The organism is Cyanobacteria bacterium GSL.Bin1 (assembly GCA_009909085.1).
In the GTDB taxonomy this organism is placed as follows: Bacteria; Cyanobacteriota; Cyanobacteriia; order Cyanobacteriales; family Rubidibacteraceae; genus Halothece.
The window spans coordinates 1-17,890 of the sequence record JAAANX010000096.1 but is presented as its reverse complement, the minus strand read 5'-3'; the positions used below and the strand labels follow the sequence as shown (position 1 = coordinate 17,890).

Below are 17,890 nucleotides of genomic sequence, written 5' to 3'. Positions count from 1 at the left end.
CGAATGGCTTATGTGTAGCCTAAGAAAATGTGAGTCTCAACCGCATCGAGCGGTATCGACTCACCCGCTTTCCTCCCCCACCTGTTCCGAGGTGGGGGAGTCCCACGGATCTTTTGTTGAAAACTTACAAGTTCAGGAAATTGCCATTTTTTACGATTCTAATAGTGGTTATAGTCTTTCTCTACGCAAGGAGTTGCAAACCTCCCTATCCACTCGTGGGGGAAGTGTTATTGCAGAATTTGATTTAAGTCAGCCTGGATTTATTGCTCAACAACGTCTTGATGATGCCAGGAATCGAGGGGCAGAAGCAATTGCTTTGATTCCTGCACCTGAAACAATTGATCGCGCTTTGCAAGTGGTCAATGTTAATAATCAAAACTTGCCTCTGTTGGGGGATATTGGCAATTTGTATGGGATAAAAACCTTGCAAGTGGGAGAGGATGCGGTGGGAATGGCGATTCCCATTCCTTGGCATATTCAACAACCGGGAAATCAAGCATTTGTAGAAAAATCTCGGCAACTTTGGGGTGGTGATGTCAATTGGGCAACGGTGATGGCGTATGATGCAATGAGCGCGATCGCGCAAGCCCTTGCTCAAGATCCGACGCGCAAAGGCATTCAAAATACCCTTTCTAGTAATAATTTTTCCGCTCCTGGTGTTGTGCAACCTGTTCAATTTCTACCATCCGGCGATCGCGATGGACAGTTGATTATGGTAGAGGTACAACCGGCAAATCCCTCTCGTTCTGGTACAGGTTATGATTTTCTCCCTCTCTCTAAGTAGAGATGTCCCTTGTTCAACTACAGGTGATTGTTAAAGCTCAGATTAGGGGGATTGTAATCCTTATGATAGATTTTTTTGGCTAACCCATGCTTCCCTAACCCTTATTTTCTCATGTGAGAAGGTAATTCTAAATTAGGGATAAATTCGATAATATCATGATAAGAAACGGGGCCATAAGTGAGCATAGCCGGACGAGCAACGGTTAAATCAATTAGTGTACCACTTCTTCCATATTTACTGGTTCCTCCATCTACTGCATAAGGAACTTTCCCCTCAAAGAAACGTAACGCCATCTCTATGGTGATCGCTTTCAAACCACCAAAGAAACTTGCTGATGTGGCAGCAATGGGAAAGGGGGCTTCTCCGATTAAATCATAGACAAACTGGTCAGGACACACAGCAAAAATATTTTTAAAGCCGTTAGCAACAGCAGGCGGAATATTATCTTTGGGTTGCACAATTAAAGTGACCGGATAGGGAAAATGTTCAAGAAATTGCTGAAAATAACGATCCACGACAAAAAATTCTTGGGCTTTATCTTTGCGAGTCAATAAAGCCATGGGTTGGGCGGTTGTTCCCTGCTTTAAGGTCAAGATTTTCTCAACTGCTGCTGTTTCTTGTCCATTTGCAATTAATGCATAGGTCGTATCAGTATGGAGAATTAAAACTTCTCCGGCTTGCAAGCGTTGAATAATTTCTGGAATCAGCTTTAGACTTTTTTGAACAACGGTTGTTTCAGCCATAACGGGATTGCTTGATGATGTCAGCGTTTGCTGACACTTTAGCAGATGAGAGGGCTGTATTATGTAAAAATAAAATTGTTTCAATTTATTTATTGCATAAAAATTGATCAGGCTGACGCCACAACCATTTCGGTTTGGATCATTAATATCAACAATTATTAAGGAAAAATTATACAAATTTGCTGTGACTTGAGTTAAAATGCCACCATCAATTGAGAAGTGAGGCGCTCTCAATACTTAGGTGTTGGAAGTGTAAAATCGTGGAATACGAAATTCGATATAAACCTGCTTTTTCAACAATCTTTGTCACTTTAGAACCTGGCGAGAGTTTAACCACGGAAGCCGGATCAATGACGAGTATGGATGCGAACCTCCTGATGGACACCCATTTTTCGGGAGGCTTTTTTACCGCATTCCTCAAAAAGTTTTTAGGGAAAGAATCTTTATTTGTCAATACTTATACCAATGGTAGTCGTGAAAATCTCAATTTGGTTTTGAGTCAGTCGATTATTGGCGATATTGAAGCTTTAGCATTAGAAGACAACGAAATTTGCTTTCAACCCGGTGCTTATATTGCCCATACCCCAGGGGTTGAAATTGGTGTTGCTTTTGCTGGCTTTGCCAGTTGGATTGCCGGAGAAGGTTTATTTAAACTAAAGCTAAAAGGACGAGGAACAGTCTTTTTTGGGGCTTATGGGGGTCTAACCCGAAAAGAAATTACAGAGGGTTATGTGGTTGATAATGGGCACTTAGTTGCTTATGAACCCAATATTCGGATGGGAATTCGCCTAGCAGGAGGACTTTTTAGTTCACTCACCTCTGGAGAAGGGTTAATTAACCGTCTTCAAGGCAGTGGCACCATTTATTTACAATCCCGGAGTGTCCATAGTTTAGTGAGATTTCTCAGTCCGAAATTACCCAAATAAGCAATATGGAAGTTAAACTACTGCATCAGCCCGATAGCGCGATCGCGCAAATCACCCTCACCGAAGACGAAAATCTCTATGCCCAAGCCGGTTGTATGATTGCCATGAGTGCCGATATCCAAGCCGATACCACACTCAGGCGAGGCAAAGGCGGGGGCATTTGGGGGGGCATTAAACGCATGGTGGCAGGAGAATCGCTATTTTTGAGTCAGTTTACTTGTACCAACGACAGCGGAGAAATTTTTCTTGCCCCCAAATTAATTGGCGACTTAATGACTTACAAACTCTCAGGTGAAGAATTAGTGGTTCAAGCTGCTTCTTATCTGGCGAGTTCGGAAGAGGTGAATCTCGATGTGGGATTTCAAGGCTTAAAGTCCTTCTTCTCCGGAGAGTCGATGTTTTGGCTATCTCTATCCGGATATGGAACAGCCCTCCTCACTTCATTTGGCGGGATTTATGCAATTCCAGTCGATGGCGAATATATTGTCGATACCGGTCATATCGTTGCCTTTGAAAGGCGTCTCGACTTTGAAGTCACTAAAGCCGGTTCCAGTTGGATTGGATCTTTATTGGGAATTGGGGGGGAAGGATTGGTCTGTCGATTTAAAGGAGAAGGAAAAGTTTATTGTCAAACCCATAATAATGGTGCATTTGGCTATTTAGTGGGGTCACAACTTCCCCCAAGACGGGAGTAATAATTAGTCGGAAAGCAAATTATGGTTACAGATCAAAGCAAATATACCTATTCTGTAGAAAACTCTCCTCTCTATGCCGCGTTAAACATCGAACTAGAAGCGGGTCAATCTCTCATTGTAGAATCCTCAGCAATGGCAGGGATGGATCCATCTCTCAAGATGAAATCTTCCATGCGTGGGGGAATTGGGAAAAGTATTGGACGCTTATTCAGTGGTGAATCTCTATTTGTCAGCGAATTTAGCGCTTCTCAACGTCGCGGTAATCTCTATCTTTGTCCAGCAACACCAGGGGATATTTTCCACTATTATCTCAATGGAGAAACTCGATTAATTGTGCAGTCGTCAGGATTTCTGGCTTGTAGCCCAACAGTCGAAACCGAAACTCGGTTTGAAGGCTGGCGGGGCTTTTTTAGTGGGGAATCTTTATTTTTAATTCGGGCAGTAGGAGAAGGAGATTTTTGGTTTAGTTCCTATGGTGCGATTATTGAAGTGCCAGTGACTGGAGAGTATGTGGTGGATACCGGTTATATTGTTGCTTTTGAAGACAGTTTAGATTACAAGGTAGAGTTAATTGGTGGACTGTCCTTTAAAAATCTCAGAACGGGCATTTTTGGCGGAGAAGGTTTAGTTTGTCGGTTTCGGGGGGAAGGACGAGTTTGGATTCAATCGCGAAAGCTGAGTCAACTGATCAATTTTCTCAATCCTTTTCGACCCATTGCCAGTAGCAATAGTAATGATGGCGATGATTAGATCAAAGCCCTATCTCCGATCAAGGCTCAATTCCGCTACAATTTGCAAACAGTGCTTTTCATCTCAATTGATCAATGGAAAACCTTTGGTTACTCGTAGGAGGCGGTCTTTTTTCGGGATTACTGGCTGGTTTGTTAGGGATTGGGGGAGGAACGGTTCTGGTTCCGATTATTATTACGGTGGGTTATACGCCGGTGCAAGCAGTAGCAACGAGTAGTCTCGCGATTGTTCTGACAGCCATATCCGGTAGCCTCCAAAACTATCGCATGGGCTATCTGAATTTACAACGAGTGTGGAATTTGGGTTTCCCTGCCATTATCACTGCCCAATTGGGGACATATATTGCCACTGGTCTTCCGGATCAGATGCTATTAATTGCCTTTGGCATTTTATTAATGATCAATATCTTTCTGGCGAGTTGGCGCAAAACCTTAGCAAAACGAGAAGATACCTTACCGGAAAAGACTCAACATCGAACACTAGCGCGGGTAGCAACAGGCGGAATTGCAGGATTTCTCGCTGGGTTGTTTGGGATTGGTGGTGGCGTGATTATGGTTCCATTGCAAATGGTTTTACTAGGAGAACCGATTAAAGTGGCGATTCAAACCAGCTTAGGGGTCATTGTAATTACCGCAATTTCAGCCACCTTGGGACACACTTGGCAGGGAAATGTTTTATTTTGGCAAGGACTGGTTTTAGGCTTAGGAGGATTAGTGGGGGCGCAGATCAGTACCCGCTATTTACCCAAATTGCGCGATCGCGTCATTACCTTTAGTTTTTATACTTTACTCGCTTTACTGGCATTCTATACGTTTTGGCGTGCCACTCTACTCGGTAACTAGAAACCTAATCAGTAGTTTTAAGTTCTCGAATTTCTGTGTATTCAAATCCGTTTGGACTCGCTTCTACCAAAGGATAGTAGGTTCCATTAATCGTCAATCCATCTTCAGTGCAATCGGCTTTTGGTGAAAAGTAGACTAAAACATATTGTTTGCCAATAAACTCATTCATCTCCTCTGCCACTTCACCACGCCATTGAGTTTTAGTGACTAAAACTACTAACTGATTGGCCAGTTTAGGGAGGGCTTTCGCCACCTGTCGGCGGTACACTTCATCTAAGCTGCCAAATGGAGAATCCATCACCATCGGAAATGTACTACTATCAGGAGCAATCAGTGTATTATTCGCGCTCCAATGGCGTACCCGATCAATAATTCCGCCAATCAAAGACAGACTGAGAATCTGATTTTCTCCTGTAGAAGCAGCTACTAATTGTTCTTCGCCGGTGGTTGTTTCCACTAAACTCAACTCATAATTAGAGTCAAGTTGTGGTAAATAAGGCGTAAAGGAAATATCCGCAAAAATCTCCTGTACCTTTTGTTCCAAAGTAATCCGAAAGCGATATTCAATATCCGCTTTCAGCTGTTTAATACAAGTGATTGCGGCTTCTGTTGCTTCCCGTCGGCGTTGGACTAACTTTTGTTTGGCTTCCTTAGTTTCCTCTTGATTTAATTTTTGATTGAGTGTCTCTAATTGCTCTATTTTTTGTTTCAGTTCAATTTCATTCCGTCCCTTCTCAATCAAACAATTCTCTAATTCTTTTTCTATTTCATCTAATGCTGCTTGTAGTTCTTTTATTTTCTGGTCTGGATACTCTCGTAATTGCTGTTTAACTGTTTCTAACTCTTGCTCTAAATGGGCTAATTTTTCTCTCAATACCGCCACTTGTTCTTGACGATTATCAATTGTTTCCCAAAACTGCAAGGCTTGTTTTTCCAACTGTTGAGTTTGTATCTGTAACCGAATTAACGCTTCTTCTACTTCAGCACCACTCGCCTGATCCATCCATGTTTTCACTTGCTCATGGGGGAGCGTTCCGGGGATTAATTCTGTTCCACAGATACAACGCTGTTGGTTGAGTAAGTTCTCAACAAATGGCTTTTTAATGCCACTGGGAATGTTTTGCTTTTCCGCCAAGGCTGAAAATAAATCAGAACATCTTTCACCCAAGCTCACCATCAATACAGTATAGCCTTGGCTAGACAAGGTTTGTTTAATTTCTTGATTGACATGAACTAACTGCTCTCTTGTTGCTTTGACATCTCGCTCTAAATTATTTTTAATCGTCTGTAAATTTTCTGCCCCTTTTAGTGTTAGTAATTCTGCTCCTAACTGTTGTTTTATTGTTTGCTTTTCTTCAATTTCTTGTTCAATCCTATCTTGATAGACTTGAATTTTATCGATTTCTTGTTCTAGGGTTTGCTTTTGCTTTAAAAGCGCTTGTATTTGAATATCACCAATTTTTCTCAGCTCTTCTTCAAGACTACGACGAGCATTTTTCAGATGTTCCGCTGAGCGCTCAAAAATTTTAATACCTAATAATTCTTTCGTTGCTTCTGTCAAGCCTGTCTTTTTCTGATAACGAATAATATGATCAATGCGTTCTCCATCAAAGAAAAAGTATTGGTGTAAACTTGCCGGTAAGATCCGTCCAATAATTTCATCGGGATGTTCTAGAGGCGGTTGCCAACAGCCATCATCGCCAGCCACAAGCATAAATAATTGGCTTTCACCCTCTTCAACAAATTCCTGATTCGCTTTCTTTGTCGCATAACAACGACGTTTTAATTGATAGGACTTATACTCATGTTCAAACTTTAAGTCCACAAAATACTCTATGGACTGACCCGGAATTGCTTCTTGAATTGCTCTTTTATTCACCAGTTGTTCTGAGTGAGCAAAAGCCGCCGTAAATTGATCGTAAAGGACCCAAGTAAAGGCATTCAAGAGCGTAGTTTTACCAGCACCATTATTCCCATGAATAATCGTTATATTTCTGGTCCCTCCCGATAATTGAATGTCGGGTGTTATTCCATAAAATTGACGGAAATTGCAGAGCTTGATCGATTTTAATTTCATTGCACAACATCTTTAATAATGTTGAGAATATCTTCATTAATATAACGAGGAAATTTCTGATGGAGTTTCTTTTTTTCAAGTTGTAAAACTTGGGTTACGATTCGCTGAACTTCAGGAGAAAATTGCTGAAGATTAGCTTCTAGATAATTGTCATTAGTCATTAGTCATTAGTCATTAGTCATTGGTTATTAAAAAAAGGAAATCCAGAAAACCGGAGAGGACGGCTAAAGAACTCACTCATTGCTGGTCTGCGTCAACGACAAAACAGAAACAACCGACCGTAAATAAAATACATCCTAATAGATAAACACAAGAATGCCAAGTCAGTTCATCAAAGTTTGACCCTAAGGCATCAATTGTAAACAAACTACTTCCCAGCAAAAAGAGCCAGCTTCCCCAGCGATAATAATTCATAAAGTCAGGTTAGTTAACTGGCAATGGATAATGATTGTTTGGACAAGACTTGTTGATAATAATTTCGTAATTGTTGGGTTGCAGCAGACCATCCCCAGCATTCTGCTTCTTGACGAGCTCTTTCTCGTAATAATTCTCGTTCGGACTGGGTTTCTAACAGCCGTTTGGTTGCCGTGACTGCTCCTTCTGGATCATGGGGATCGAATAAATAACCATTGATACTATCGGTCACAATATCAGGAATACCGCCCGATCGCGCTGCGACAACTGGGCATCCTGCAGCCATGGCTTCTAATAACACCAAGCCCAAGGTTTCTGTTCGGGAGGGGAAAATAAAGGCATCTGCTGAAGCATAGGCAGCGCCTAAAGTTGCTCCTTCTAAATAACCGACAAAATGAGTTTGGGTATCGGAAAAATGTTTTTCTAAGGTTTCTCGATGAGGACCATCGCCGACAATCGCCAGTCTCGCTTGGGGAATTGCTGCTAAAACGGGTTTAATTTCATCAATTTGTTTTTCTGCCGATACGCGCCCAACATAAAGCAATAAAGGAGCCTCTGGATTACCTTGTGATAAATAGTCGCGCATTTCCTGAGATCTTAAGTGGGGGCGAAATAATTCTGTATCTACTCCTCTTTGCCATAAAGCAACGCGCTGAATCCCATGTTCACTTAATTCCTCCATCATTGCCGTCGAAGTACATAAATTCAACTCTGCTTGATTGTGAGCTGCTTTGAGTAACTCCCACAACACCCCTTCTAAGGCTCCCATCCCATAATGCTGTAGATATTGAGGAAGATGGGTGTGATAAGAGGCAATTAGCGGTAACCCCATCATTTTGGCGTAGTATAATCCGGCTAAACCGAGAACGGCAGGATTCACGATATGAATCAAATCCGGTTGAAACGTTTCCAAGGCTTCACCAATGGCAGGACGAGGCAGAGCTAGCTTTAACTCAGGATATAAGGGTAATGGCATTCCTGAAACCCCATAGACCTGAGCGCCCTTATGTTCAGTAACCCCTCCATCCGGCGCAACCACTAAAACTTGATCGCCTCCCTGTTGTAGGTAATTAATCGTATGGCGGAGACGGGTGACAATGCCATCAACTTTGGGTAAAAAGGTTTCAGTAAACAGGGCAATACGCATAACTTCTACAGTCAGGACACATTGAATCAGAGTTGTTAATCATTCCTGATTGTAGAACGCCATCGACGCATTCAACCAAAAAAAATGAATTGCTATACTTTGTTGTTAGCTTTCTCATGGGTTAGTTACTTGAAATGTGGAAATTAACGGATAAACTCATCTTTTTGTTGCTGCTTGCTGGCTTCTTTTTTTTCAGTGAAGTACCAGCCAAAGCAGAAACAACGCTTGAAGAAATTCAGCGAACAGGGATATTGAAAGTGGGGATTCGTACTGATGCGATTCCCTTTGGCTATCGAAAGCCGAACGGCGAATTAACCGGCTATTGTTTGGGTTTTTTTGCCGTTTTAAAAGAACGGGTCAGTGCTGTAACTGGACGCAAAGCATTATTGATCCGTATTTCTCAATCGACTGCTTCTGATCGGTTTGATTTAGTTGAGGATCGAGCAATTCACATTGAATGTGGACCGAATACAATTCGTGACGAGCTTCCTAATGAGGGCGTCATTTTTTCTCAGCCTTTTTTTCAGACCGGAACACAATTCTTAATCTTGGAATCTAATCGCGATCGCGTTAATCTTAACAGTTCTCTAGCGGGAGCACGAATTGCTGTTTTACGAGGAACAACCACAGAAACCTTGGTTCTTGATCGTTATCCTCAAGCGACCTTAGTACCATTGCAAGGTTCGACGGCAAGACGAAGGGGAGCGCAGGGCGTTTTACAAGGTCGTTTTGATACGTTTGTCTCCGATGGCATCTTACTGTTGGGAGAAGCCGAAGCGTTGAATTTAAGCACTGATAATTATGCCCTCATTCCAGAAGTGCCTCTTTCTTGTGATCGTTACGGGATGATTCTCCCGGAAGACGAGCAATGGCAAAATCTGATCAATTCAATTCTGAGCAGTGAACAGGGACGGGAAATTTGGACTGATTGGTTTGAAGTTGTTCTTCCCAAAATTAAGAAAACGATGGAAACTTGTGAGTCGGGCTCAACTGTCTTGAACCAAATCCCTGACTAAAGCTCATTTTTTCTTCGGCGCTGGAGACTCTCCCTGCTATTTTACAGTTAATTTGTGCGTAATAATTCAGGTGTGGCTCACGGGGTGACAATCAGCTGGAAAATCAGACCGGGTTTGGGGAATGGGGGTTGGGTGATGGGGAAATTTCTTCATTGTTACTTGCTTCCAACCTATGTCTCAATCAAGGCACAAATTTAGGGAGAAGACAAATTGGGCTAATTATGGTCACTTGGTCACAAAATCAAGTTGTTCTTGCTTGGCGCTAATTTTTATCTCAATAAATTAAAATAATTTGATCATTTTTAGTACAATTACTGATTGCCTAAAAATTGTGATTTAAATATAATAAAAACAGTGATATAAAGACAATATAATTACTTTATCCAAATTCATTAAGTCTATTCAGAACAAAAACTAAGGAGGTAAAAACTATGTTTCAACGTACACTCACTCTTACTCTTATTTCTTCCCTACTCATCGGAACTACGGGTTTATTTGCCTCTAGAGCCAATGCTCAGTCGGTAGATGTACCATTTGAAGTGACTGTTCCCGAAGACTGCACAATCACAGGTAATAATGGTCCCTACAGCTTAACGGCAAGTAGTGGCGTGCTCACAGGGGATACAAGCGGTAATGATCTAATAGTGAATTGCAATACAACTACAGCACAACTGACGCTTAGCGCACCTGTAGAAGGTACAGTCGCAACGAGTATAACTAGTGTGAGTAATCTAACATCTACAGCAAGCCTGACTGGGGGAGCTCCCGCGCAAGCAAACCTTGCCAGTGACGGTACTGCTAACACAACTTTGTATAATCCTGCAACTATTGGTCAAGATATTACTGTACAAGTAGGTATGACAGCAGATTTCGCTACTGATGGTAGCTACAGCGAAGTGCCAGCAGGCAGCTATAACTACACCGTTGATGTAACCCTTACCCCGTAGTCATCATTACATTTGGTTGGCTAATGTTTTTATTCAATTCCCGCTTGAGCCGTTTTGGTTTTGTAATCGCCTTTTTAAAGTTGCTAACAATAGCAACTGTTCCAGAGGCGAATGCCCAAACGACTCAAGTTCCCTTTAGTGGCTCAGTGGATACGTCCTGCGATTTTATTGGTAATACGATTGGCTCTTTACATCTAAGCAATAATGGTACAGAACTCAATAGTAGGAGCGGGGGAACAGTAAATATGATACTTGATTGTAATGCCAATGGTGTAACATTGGAGGCAAATCAACCTATCCCTGTTTCTTCTGCTGCTGTTTCCCTAGAAAATTCTCCTTACAGCGCTTCCAAAAGTGCTGAAGTTACTTATACAACAACAGGCTTTGGTCCTTTCTGCTCTGACATTTTAACAGTTGATGATTCAACACCAACTGCTCAATCGAGTGATGGTTGTGCTTTTATCTTTAGGTTGCCATTTTTGGTCAGTTCGTTCGGACAAAATGATATTACCGTGGATATTAGTGTTGTCAGTAATAGCCCTATCCCAGCAGGGAACTATACTTATCGGGTTCCTATCACTGCTGTCGTTCCTTGAAAAAAGTATTTTATATTTGAGCTTTACTCAATCCCCCCATAACAGATATGACAAATCAGCTGTCATCAGTTGGCACTATTTTCTCTATAATTTCATATCTTGTAGTTAGCTTTCCTCTAACAGGTCGTGCCGATACACATCTCGTTCAACTTAGTGGTCAGTTAGAAACCAGTTGTAGCTTTACGACCAGACGAGAGGGGAGTTTAGTTTTTACCCCTGAAGAATCTCCCCGCGTGATTTCGAGTGAAGGGGCTGGGGTATCAGCGCTAGTGGATGTTAACTGCAATACGCCAGCAGATTTAGAAGTATTTGATCCGGAACAAACCGGAGGTCCAACCGTCGAAACAAAAGAGGAGCGAGCTTGGTTAAGGTTTCAAGGCAATCGGGTTCACTCCGACGAAGAAAAAACGTTAAGGATTCCTCCAGGTGAACGGCAAGTCGAAATTGATTTAGATGTTGAAAGTCTTAATCCTTTAGAAGCGGGAACTTATATTTACACTGTCCGAATTACCGCAACCCCTTAGAAAAATCATGAATCTTTTCTCTTCTATTCGACAAACGGGTTTAATGGCAACCTTAATGACAACGGGCTTATTGGCTCTTCCTTTCTTGGGTCATCGTTTAGCTCAGGCTCAAGTTGGGGTTTCTCCTCTGGTGATTGAAACCCAAGCCCAGCGCGGACAAGCGCAAGGAACACTCACAATTCGCAACCCGAGCGATCAACCTTCACGGGCGCGAATTTATACGGAAGCCTTTACCTATGATCGCGCCACTGGATTTAAAGTATTATCCGAAAGTGAACAGGATCTGAGTCCTTATTTACGATTTTCCCCGCGAGAGATGATGATCCCCCCTAATGAAAGTCGGCGGGTACGGTTTATTGCTCAACTTCCCCCAGATATCGCTGAGGGAGAGTATCGGACGGTGATGTTTACCGAAACGCTGATTGAAGCCACTGATAGCCAGCAAAATGCAGTAGGGATTCAAGCTCGCATTGGCGCAACGGTTTATGTGCGCGTGGGGGATGTTGCTCCAGCATTGCAAGTGGAAGAGGCGCGTTATAATCGGCAAGACCAAGAAATTGAACTTCTTGCTAGTAATTCTGGTCAAGCCTCAGCACGGGTGAAGGTGGATTGGACATTGACGCAAAATGGAGAAACCCTTGCCGAAGGACAAACTCCTGAAACCTCGGTTATTGCCCAGCGCGATCGGTTTTTAGCTTTGACTTTACCAGAAGCAATAGCAGAAACACTCTCCCCAGGAACTTATCAACTCGCAGGAAAACTGATTTGGGGCAGTGATAATAATCCTAATCTCCAATCATTTCAAGTAGAAGTCAAGTTAGATAACCATAATGGCATCACTTCTGAAAATGAAAGCTGATCGCAGTGTTTTCCTGTTTGAAATCCGAAAAAATTGGATGTTCTCTGCTCTATTTAATGAGTTTTGCGATTTTTGTCGCGTTTTTAAATCTAAGCGCGATCGCTGCCCCTTTTTATCAATCCAACTTCCAAGAAACCCCTTCCAGTGAGGAAGAAACAGACTGGCAAATTATTCTAGTCGGTTTAATTGCCAGTGCTCGCCGTGAAATTCCCGCAGTTTTGGTGAGAGCGAAAATTCAAGAGCCAGAGGCGATTCAGTTGCAACAGTGGCTTGTTCCGTATCAATCGGTCATTGAAGTCCTCGGTTTTGAACAAGAAGCGGTAGGTGACAATGAGGTGCAGTTGAGTTCTCCGGGCTTAGTGACCCGGTTAGATTTAAATGAACTCTCAGAAAATTCGGAACTGGGCTTAGTCCTTTCGATTCAAGACATTGAAGAGAAATTGGGGGTTGATGCTCGTTTTGATCTTAATGAATACGCGATCGTTTTTTCTGCCCCGTGGCTCGACCAACGGCGACGGTCTCCAATTGGATTTGAAGAAGAACCGGAACCGGAACTAGAAGGGTTACCTAAAGTGAGTCCACCCGCTTTTAGTTTAACCGCACTTGAGCAAGTGACTACGTTTAATCCCAGTACAGGTTTATCGGCTTCTGAGTTAGAAGGAGATTTACTTGCCATTGGCACTTTTTTAGAGGGTAGTTGGCAAATCGAGATTGGTCAGGACAAGCTCGATCAAAAGGGTACATGGAATTTAGAGGGGTTCGAGTATTTTCGACCAACCCCGAAACACGATCTGATTGTTGGCGAACAATCCCCGTTTTGGATTCAGCAAGGACAAGGGGAATATTGGGGAATCACTTATCTCCAACGGGAGGATGAACCTGATTCTAGGTTGGGCAGGGTTGATCCAGAACAACGGTTACAAACCAATACCTTTCGCCGGGATATTACCGGAGAGGCAGCACCGGGAACCTTAGTCCAATTAACCCGTAATCGCAATCAGGAGGTTTTAGATGAGGTATTAGTGGATGCTGATGGAACATATCGTTTTGAGAATGTTCCGTTTGGGGGGAGACGATTTCGATCAGAATATGAAGTTCTGTTGTTTCCCGAGGGTCAACTGACCCTTGATCCGGCAGTGCGAACCGTTTCCTTTCGCCCTCTACCAGAACAACTTCCTGCCGGTCGGGTGCATTGGTTAGTGTCTGCGGGATCGCGGCGTGAACGAAATGATCGTTTTATGGGTGAGTTTTCGGAGTTGGCAGGGGGGGCAACTGTACGCTGGGGCGTTGCAGAAAATATGACCTTAGGGGTGGGATTGATCCATGATCAGGGGACCCATGGCTGGGGAGAGTTATTTTTCCGTCCTATGAATGTTCCTTTAGATCTTGCGATCGCGGGAGTTTTCGGCAAAGATTTGGAAATGAATATCAACTATCAACCCACATCAACCCTGCGCTTTAATTTTAATCGCGATCGTACCAGCAGCAATTTCCGAAGTAGTTGGCAAATTTTGCCCAATTTAAGGGTTTCTGGGCGTTGGGATAGTGAACAAGGGACAGAATTTCGGATTAATACTCGTTTTCGCCAAAGTATTGATCGTTCTACCCGCATTGAGGTTACCCTTGACGACACCAATGAAATTCAATGGCAAATGCGACAACAATGGGGGGATTTAGAATTATCTCATGAAGATAATAACGACAGCACCCGTACAGAAATCAGTTATGACTTTGCCAATGATTTTCGCTCCAATCAGGAAAGCCGCTTAATCTTTGACTATGAAACACGCCAGTTTAATGAGAGTCAGCAGTTAGCAACCTTGAGTTGGGAATATCGCTCTAGAAAACGGGATGTTAGTGGTGAACCATTATGGGATATTGAACTGGGGTATGGGATTGGCTCACAAGGACAAGGGATGCAAGCTGATGTAGAAACAATGCTTTTGCCGGGGTTACGGTTGCGCGGTCGCTATGAAGGAGTCAGTTTAAGTTCTGCTGAGAATCGGTTGAGTTTAGAACTGACTACTCGGATGAATCTGCAACAGAGTCTCTCTCCAGGCGATCGCGATTTAGACGACTTACAAACCCAAGGCGGTTTTCTGGTGCAACCCTTTTTTGACAATAACGGAAACGGTCAGTTGGATCCCGACGAGGAGGTTTATACTGATGCGACAAATTTACTCATTCTCAATGGCGATCCGTTACGGGAGTCTCAAATTATTCAACAGCGCGATCGGTTATTAGTTACTGTTCCTCCGGATGACTATCGCCTTGAGCTTGATCCGGCAGGCTTTCCCCTCGATTGGCAAGCTACTGATACGACTTTTGCCGTCAAAGTGGTACCGGGAAGTTATACGCCACTCACCGTTCCTTTAAAGCAATCTTACACAGTGTCTGGTGTTCTTACTAATGAAAATAATGAACCCATTGGGGGAGCGCGAGTCGTTGCGATTCCTCAAGGGGAGGGAAATCGTCGCTTTTCGATTACCAATCAAGGGGGAGTCTTTTTTTTAGAGCGCCTTGAACAAAGCACTTATCAATTGCAAGTACAGAATCAGCCTTTAAATCCTAGCGCAATTACCATTGATGAGAATACTCCTCCATTTCAACAGCAAAATTTAACTTTGCCTCGCCAGGAGTAATGATGCAGCGGTCCGTTTTTTTGTTATCAGTTAAAAGATAGAATTGAGTTGGTTTCTAAGGTCTGAGACAATCACTTAATGGGCTTCTTGACACGCTTTCACGACTTCACTCACGGTTTCTGGCGAAACTTGATCCGTGATGGTTGCCTTGCCAATGCTTTCTGGCAAGACAAAGCGGACTTTCCCAGATTTTACTTTCTTGTCACTTTTCAAGGCATCTAAAATATCCCCAATCTCTAACATATGAGGAACTGTTTTTGGCAGTCCTGCTTTTGTGATCAGTTTATCTTGGCGCTGGCTGGCTTCTTCTGACCAATATCCCATTTTTACCGCAATTTTCCCGGCAACAACCATCCCAATGGCAACGGCTTCGCCATGATTGACGAGGCGATATCCCGTCAAACTTTCAATGGCATGACCGACGGTATGACCATAGTTTAAGATGGCACGAATTCCGCCTTCTTTCTCATCTTGGCTCACGACATCCGCTTTCGCTTGACAAGAGTGCGTCAAAATATTCTGCAATAGTTCTGGGGCTAAATAATCCAGTTCATCAAGACGTTCGGCGGCTTCGAGTTGCTGAAATAACGCTTCATCCCAAATCACGCCATATTTAATCACTTCTGCCATACCAGCGCGAAATTCCCGCGAGGGAAGAGTCTTTAAAACTTGTGGATCAATTAAAACCAATTTCGGTTGATGAAAGGCCCCAATTAAGTTTTTTCCTTGGGGATGATTGACACCAGTTTTCCCGCCAATAGCGGCATCGACCATTGCTAATAAAGAGGTGGGAATTTGAATCACATTAATGCCCCTTAACCAAGTGGCTGCTGCAAAACCAGTCATATCCCCAATGACACCACCCCCTAAAGCAATGAGGGTTGAAGAACGTTCTAGGTAGTTTTCTAAAGCGGTATCATAAATTTTCTGCACAGAAAGTAAGGTTTTATGACGTTCTCCGGCGGGAAGAATTTGATAAGAGACCGAAAAATCAGCCGCCTTTAAAGCTTCGATGAGTTGGTTGCCGTATTCATCGAAAATCATTGAATTAGAAACAACTAAAAGCTTATTGCCAATATCGAGGCGCTTTAAATAGTCTCCAATTTGGCTTAAAAGATTGGGCGCGATCGCGATTGAATAAGAATTTTTCTCTAAATTAACTTTAATTTTTGATAGCATTATTTTTACCTGAAAATCATGAAATAAAACTAAAGATTTGTCGTTGGTCCCAAACTAACATGATGCCACTAATGAGAACAAACGCGATCGCGATTTGACGGAATTGTTTATCTTCTATATTTTCTAAAACTTTTTGTCCTAACCAGTTTCCTGGAAATGCTCCAATCCCAATTAATAAGCCATAAGCAATAATCGGAGAAGATATCACACCAAAGGCAGCATAAGCGATAATCTTAACAATATGTACGACTAAAACATGAGCCGATTTTGTCCCAATCATCTCTCCTTTTTCTAAACCGTAATGGAGATAAAACGGATTCAATAAAGGACCCGTACTCCCAATTAATCCTGATAGAAATGCATAAATAAAACCAGCCGGCAAAAAATACCAGGCTTTGACCTGGAAAAGTGTTAAGTTTTCTGCAAGTCGGTAGGTAAAAATAGAGATTATTAAAAATAAACCTAATAATACGGTCAGCCATTCTAGTTGCAATTGCGTGAATAAAAAAGCGCCCGCGATCGCGCCCGCAATTGCCCCTGGTAGATACCAACGGGTAAGATACCAATCGATCCCTTGCCAGTAAAGTCCCACCCGTTGCCCATTACCAAATAGCATTCCCACCGTAATCACTTGTGGAATCATACTTGCAGACAAAAATAGACTCAAGGTCGGGATGATAATTAACGGGCTGCCACCACCGGCTAAACTGCTAACAAACCAACCGATACAACTTGCCCCTAATAACCAGATAACTGTCACAGCTACGCCCTAAAATTTTTGTTCTTTGCTCAATTTTAAATAAATATTAAGATTTTTGCTTGTGATCAAGTTAATTCCCAGATAATCCATACCAGCATAAAAAAAAGCCCCCCAGCTCGGAGGGCTTGATAAATAACTGCTTTAGCAGTTTAGAGCGCGTTACCACGAGGTAAGACTTCTTCAGGGAATTCAAACTGTTCGTGGGGTTGGTCATCCGGTGCCATCCAGGCGCGGAGACCTTCGTTTAATAAGATGTTTTTCGTATAGAAGGTTTCAAATTCAGGATCTTCTGCGGCACGGATTTCTTGCGACACGAAGTCATAAGCCCGCAGGTTCAATCCTAATCCGACTACTCCCACTGATGCCATCCACAGTCCAGTGACCGGGACAAACAGCATAAAGAAGTGTAACCAACGTTTGTTGGAGAAGGCAATCCCGAAAATCTGACTCCAGAACCGGTTCGCGGTTACCATCGAGTAGGTTTCTTCGGATTGCGTTGGCTCGAAGGCGCGGAACGTGTTGTTGCTGTCGCCCCCTTCATCAAACAGGGTATTTTCTACGGTCGCGCCGTGAATTGCACACAGCAGCGCACCGCCTAAAATCCCGGCGACTCCCATCATGTGGAAGGGATTTAAGGTCCAGTTGTGGAACCCTTGGAAGAAGAGAATAAAGCGGAAGATGCCGGCGACCCCGAAGCTGGGCGCGAAGAACCAGCTCGATTGTCCGAGGGGATACATTAAGAAGACGCTGACAAATACCGCAATCGGACCGGAGAACGCGATCGCGTTGTAAGGACGAACGCCGACCAGACGGGCAATTTCAAACTGACGCAGCATGAAGCCAATCAGTCCGAAAGCGCCGTGGAGGGCGACGAAACTCCAGAGTCCGCCGATTTGACACCAGCGGACAAAGTCCCAGTTCGCTTCCGGTCCCCACAAGAAGAGTAGGGAGTGTCCAAAAGCGTCGGCTGGGGTAGAGACGGCAACGGT

Annotated in this window: 17 protein-coding genes; 11 read left to right on the top strand and 6 right to left on the bottom strand. The window is 43.2% G+C overall.

All coding sequences use genetic code 11. The features are described 5' to 3' along the window. Positions 1 to 10: 10 nt before the first annotated feature. Positions 11 to 784, top strand: coding sequence for an ABC transporter substrate-binding protein (locus GVY04_12900; GenBank protein NBD16998.1), 774 nt, complete (start codon positions 11 to 13; stop codon positions 782 to 784). A 101-nt stretch (positions 785 to 885) separates the two neighbouring features. Here the strand turns inward: GVY04_12900 and GVY04_12895 are convergent, their stop codons facing one another. Beyond that, the gene (locus tag GVY04_12895; GenBank protein NBD16997.1) at positions 886 to 1,527 is read right to left on the bottom strand and encodes a Sua5/YciO/YrdC/YwlC family protein; all 642 of its coding nucleotides are present in this window, start codon (positions 1,525 to 1,527) and stop codon (positions 886 to 888) included. 260 nt (positions 1,528 to 1,787) lie between these two features. Here GVY04_12895 and GVY04_12890 point away from each other — a divergent pair, with 260 nt between their 5' ends. The 4 genes from GVY04_12890 to GVY04_12875 all read left to right on the top strand — a co-directional run bounded on the left by GVY04_12890 (position 1,788) and on the right by GVY04_12875 (position 4,740). Further along, complete coding sequence (locus GVY04_12890; GenBank protein ID NBD16996.1) at positions 1,788 to 2,453, top strand: TIGR00266 family protein; 666 nt, start codon at positions 1,788 to 1,790, stop codon at positions 2,451 to 2,453. A 5-nt stretch (positions 2,454 to 2,458) separates the two neighbouring features. Then, positions 2,459 to 3,148, top strand: coding sequence for a TIGR00266 family protein (locus GVY04_12885; GenBank protein ID NBD16995.1), 690 nt, complete (start codon positions 2,459 to 2,461; stop codon positions 3,146 to 3,148). Between the two features lie 21 nt (positions 3,149 to 3,169). Next, positions 3,170 to 3,898 carry a TIGR00266 family protein gene (locus GVY04_12880; GenBank protein NBD16994.1) on the top strand — a complete coding sequence of 243 codons (729 nt, stop codon included), beginning with the start codon at positions 3,170 to 3,172 and terminating at the stop codon, positions 3,896 to 3,898. Between the two features lie 74 nt (positions 3,899 to 3,972). Next, positions 3,973 to 4,740: a TSUP family transporter gene (locus tag GVY04_12875; GenBank protein NBD16993.1), complete on the top strand. Its 768-nt coding sequence runs from the start codon at positions 3,973 to 3,975 to the stop codon at positions 4,738 to 4,740. Between the two features lie 4 nt (positions 4,741 to 4,744). Here the strand turns inward: GVY04_12875 and GVY04_12870 are convergent, their stop codons facing one another. Beyond that, positions 4,745 to 6,817 carry an AAA family ATPase gene (locus GVY04_12870; protein ID NBD16992.1) on the bottom strand — a complete coding sequence of 691 codons (2,073 nt, stop codon included), beginning with the start codon at positions 6,815 to 6,817 and terminating at the stop codon, positions 4,745 to 4,747. Between the two features lie 427 nt (positions 6,818 to 7,244). Beyond that, positions 7,245 to 8,378, bottom strand: a complete 1,134-nt coding sequence (locus GVY04_12865; protein NBD16991.1) for a glycosyltransferase — start codon at positions 8,376 to 8,378, stop codon at positions 7,245 to 7,247. A 134-nt stretch (positions 8,379 to 8,512) separates the two neighbouring features. Between GVY04_12865 and GVY04_12860 the strand changes: the two genes are divergently transcribed. The 6 genes from GVY04_12860 (at position 8,513) to GVY04_12835 (ending at position 14,962) form a co-directional block, all read left to right on the top strand. Continuing rightward, positions 8,513 to 9,394, top strand: a complete 882-nt coding sequence (locus GVY04_12860) for a transporter substrate-binding domain-containing protein (protein NBD16990.1) — start codon at positions 8,513 to 8,515, stop codon at positions 9,392 to 9,394. Positions 9,395 to 9,825: 431 nt separating this feature from the next. Beyond that, on the top strand, positions 9,826 to 10,341 hold the full coding sequence (locus tag GVY04_12855; protein NBD16989.1) for a hypothetical protein: 516 nt from the start codon (positions 9,826 to 9,828) through the stop codon (positions 10,339 to 10,341). 23 nt (positions 10,342 to 10,364) lie between these two features. Beyond that, the gene (locus tag GVY04_12850; GenBank protein ID NBD16988.1) at positions 10,365 to 10,937 is read left to right on the top strand and encodes a hypothetical protein; all 573 of its coding nucleotides are present in this window, start codon (positions 10,365 to 10,367) and stop codon (positions 10,935 to 10,937) included. A 47-nt stretch (positions 10,938 to 10,984) separates the two neighbouring features. Beyond that, positions 10,985 to 11,461: a hypothetical protein gene (locus tag GVY04_12845; protein NBD16987.1), complete on the top strand. Its 477-nt coding sequence runs from the start codon at positions 10,985 to 10,987 to the stop codon at positions 11,459 to 11,461. 7 nt (positions 11,462 to 11,468) lie between these two features. Then, entirely contained in the window at positions 11,469 to 12,320 is an 852-nt protein-coding gene (locus GVY04_12840; GenBank protein NBD16986.1) for a P pilus assembly protein, chaperone PapD, read from the top strand. Between the two features lie 56 nt (positions 12,321 to 12,376). After that, positions 12,377 to 14,962: a carboxypeptidase regulatory-like domain-containing protein gene (locus GVY04_12835; protein ID NBD16985.1), complete on the top strand. Its 2,586-nt coding sequence runs from the start codon at positions 12,377 to 12,379 to the stop codon at positions 14,960 to 14,962. Between the two features lie 75 nt (positions 14,963 to 15,037). On the opposite strand, the gene GVY04_12830 is transcribed toward GVY04_12835, so the two are convergent. The 3 genes from GVY04_12830 to psbD all read right to left on the bottom strand — a co-directional run. Next, a complete protein-coding gene (locus tag GVY04_12830) occupies positions 15,038 to 16,141 on the bottom strand; it encodes a 3-dehydroquinate synthase (GenBank protein NBD16984.1) in 1,104 nt (367 codons plus the stop codon). Positions 16,142 to 16,157: 16 nt separating this feature from the next. Beyond that, positions 16,158 to 16,901, bottom strand: coding sequence for a TSUP family transporter (locus GVY04_12825; GenBank protein ID NBD16983.1), 744 nt, complete (start codon positions 16,899 to 16,901; stop codon positions 16,158 to 16,160). 149 nt (positions 16,902 to 17,050) lie between these two features. Next, a partial coding sequence (gene psbD / locus GVY04_12820; GenBank protein NBD16982.1) for a photosystem II D2 protein (photosystem q(a) protein) occupies positions 17,051 to 17,890 on the bottom strand: 840 nt, incomplete at its 5' end.

Bases quoted from the DNA above. Each gene is read 5' to 3' on its own strand.
- GVY04_12865 (NBD16991.1), bottom strand. From the start codon at position 8,378: ATGCGTATTGCCCTGTTTACTGAAACCTTTTTACCCAAAGTTGATGGC.
- GVY04_12850 (NBD16988.1), top strand. From the start codon at position 10,365: ATGTTTTTATTCAATTCCCGCTTGAGCCGTTTTGGTTTTGTAATCGCC.
- GVY04_12885 (NBD16995.1), top strand. From the start codon at position 2,459: ATGGAAGTTAAACTACTGCATCAGCCCGATAGCGCGATCGCGCAAATC.
- GVY04_12840 (NBD16986.1), top strand. From the start codon at position 11,469: ATGAATCTTTTCTCTTCTATTCGACAAACGGGTTTAATGGCAACCTTA.
- GVY04_12855 (NBD16989.1), top strand. From the start codon at position 9,826: ATGTTTCAACGTACACTCACTCTTACTCTTATTTCTTCCCTACTCATC.
- GVY04_12880 (NBD16994.1), top strand. From the start codon at position 3,170: ATGGTTACAGATCAAAGCAAATATACCTATTCTGTAGAAAACTCTCCT.
- GVY04_12870 (NBD16992.1), bottom strand. From the start codon at position 6,817: ATGAAATTAAAATCGATCAAGCTCTGCAATTTCCGTCAATTTTATGGA.
- GVY04_12875 (NBD16993.1), top strand. From the start codon at position 3,973: ATGGAAAACCTTTGGTTACTCGTAGGAGGCGGTCTTTTTTCGGGATTA.
- GVY04_12860 (NBD16990.1), top strand. From the start codon at position 8,513: ATGTGGAAATTAACGGATAAACTCATCTTTTTGTTGCTGCTTGCTGGC.
- GVY04_12830 (NBD16984.1), bottom strand. From the start codon at position 16,141: ATGCTATCAAAAATTAAAGTTAATTTAGAGAAAAATTCTTATTCAATC.
- GVY04_12835 (NBD16985.1), top strand. From the start codon at position 12,377: ATGAGTTTTGCGATTTTTGTCGCGTTTTTAAATCTAAGCGCGATCGCT.
- GVY04_12900 (NBD16998.1), top strand. From the start codon at position 11: ATGTGTAGCCTAAGAAAATGTGAGTCTCAACCGCATCGAGCGGTATCG.
- GVY04_12895 (NBD16997.1), bottom strand. From the start codon at position 1,527: ATGGCTGAAACAACCGTTGTTCAAAAAAGTCTAAAGCTGATTCCAGAA.
- GVY04_12845 (NBD16987.1), top strand. From the start codon at position 10,985: ATGACAAATCAGCTGTCATCAGTTGGCACTATTTTCTCTATAATTTCA.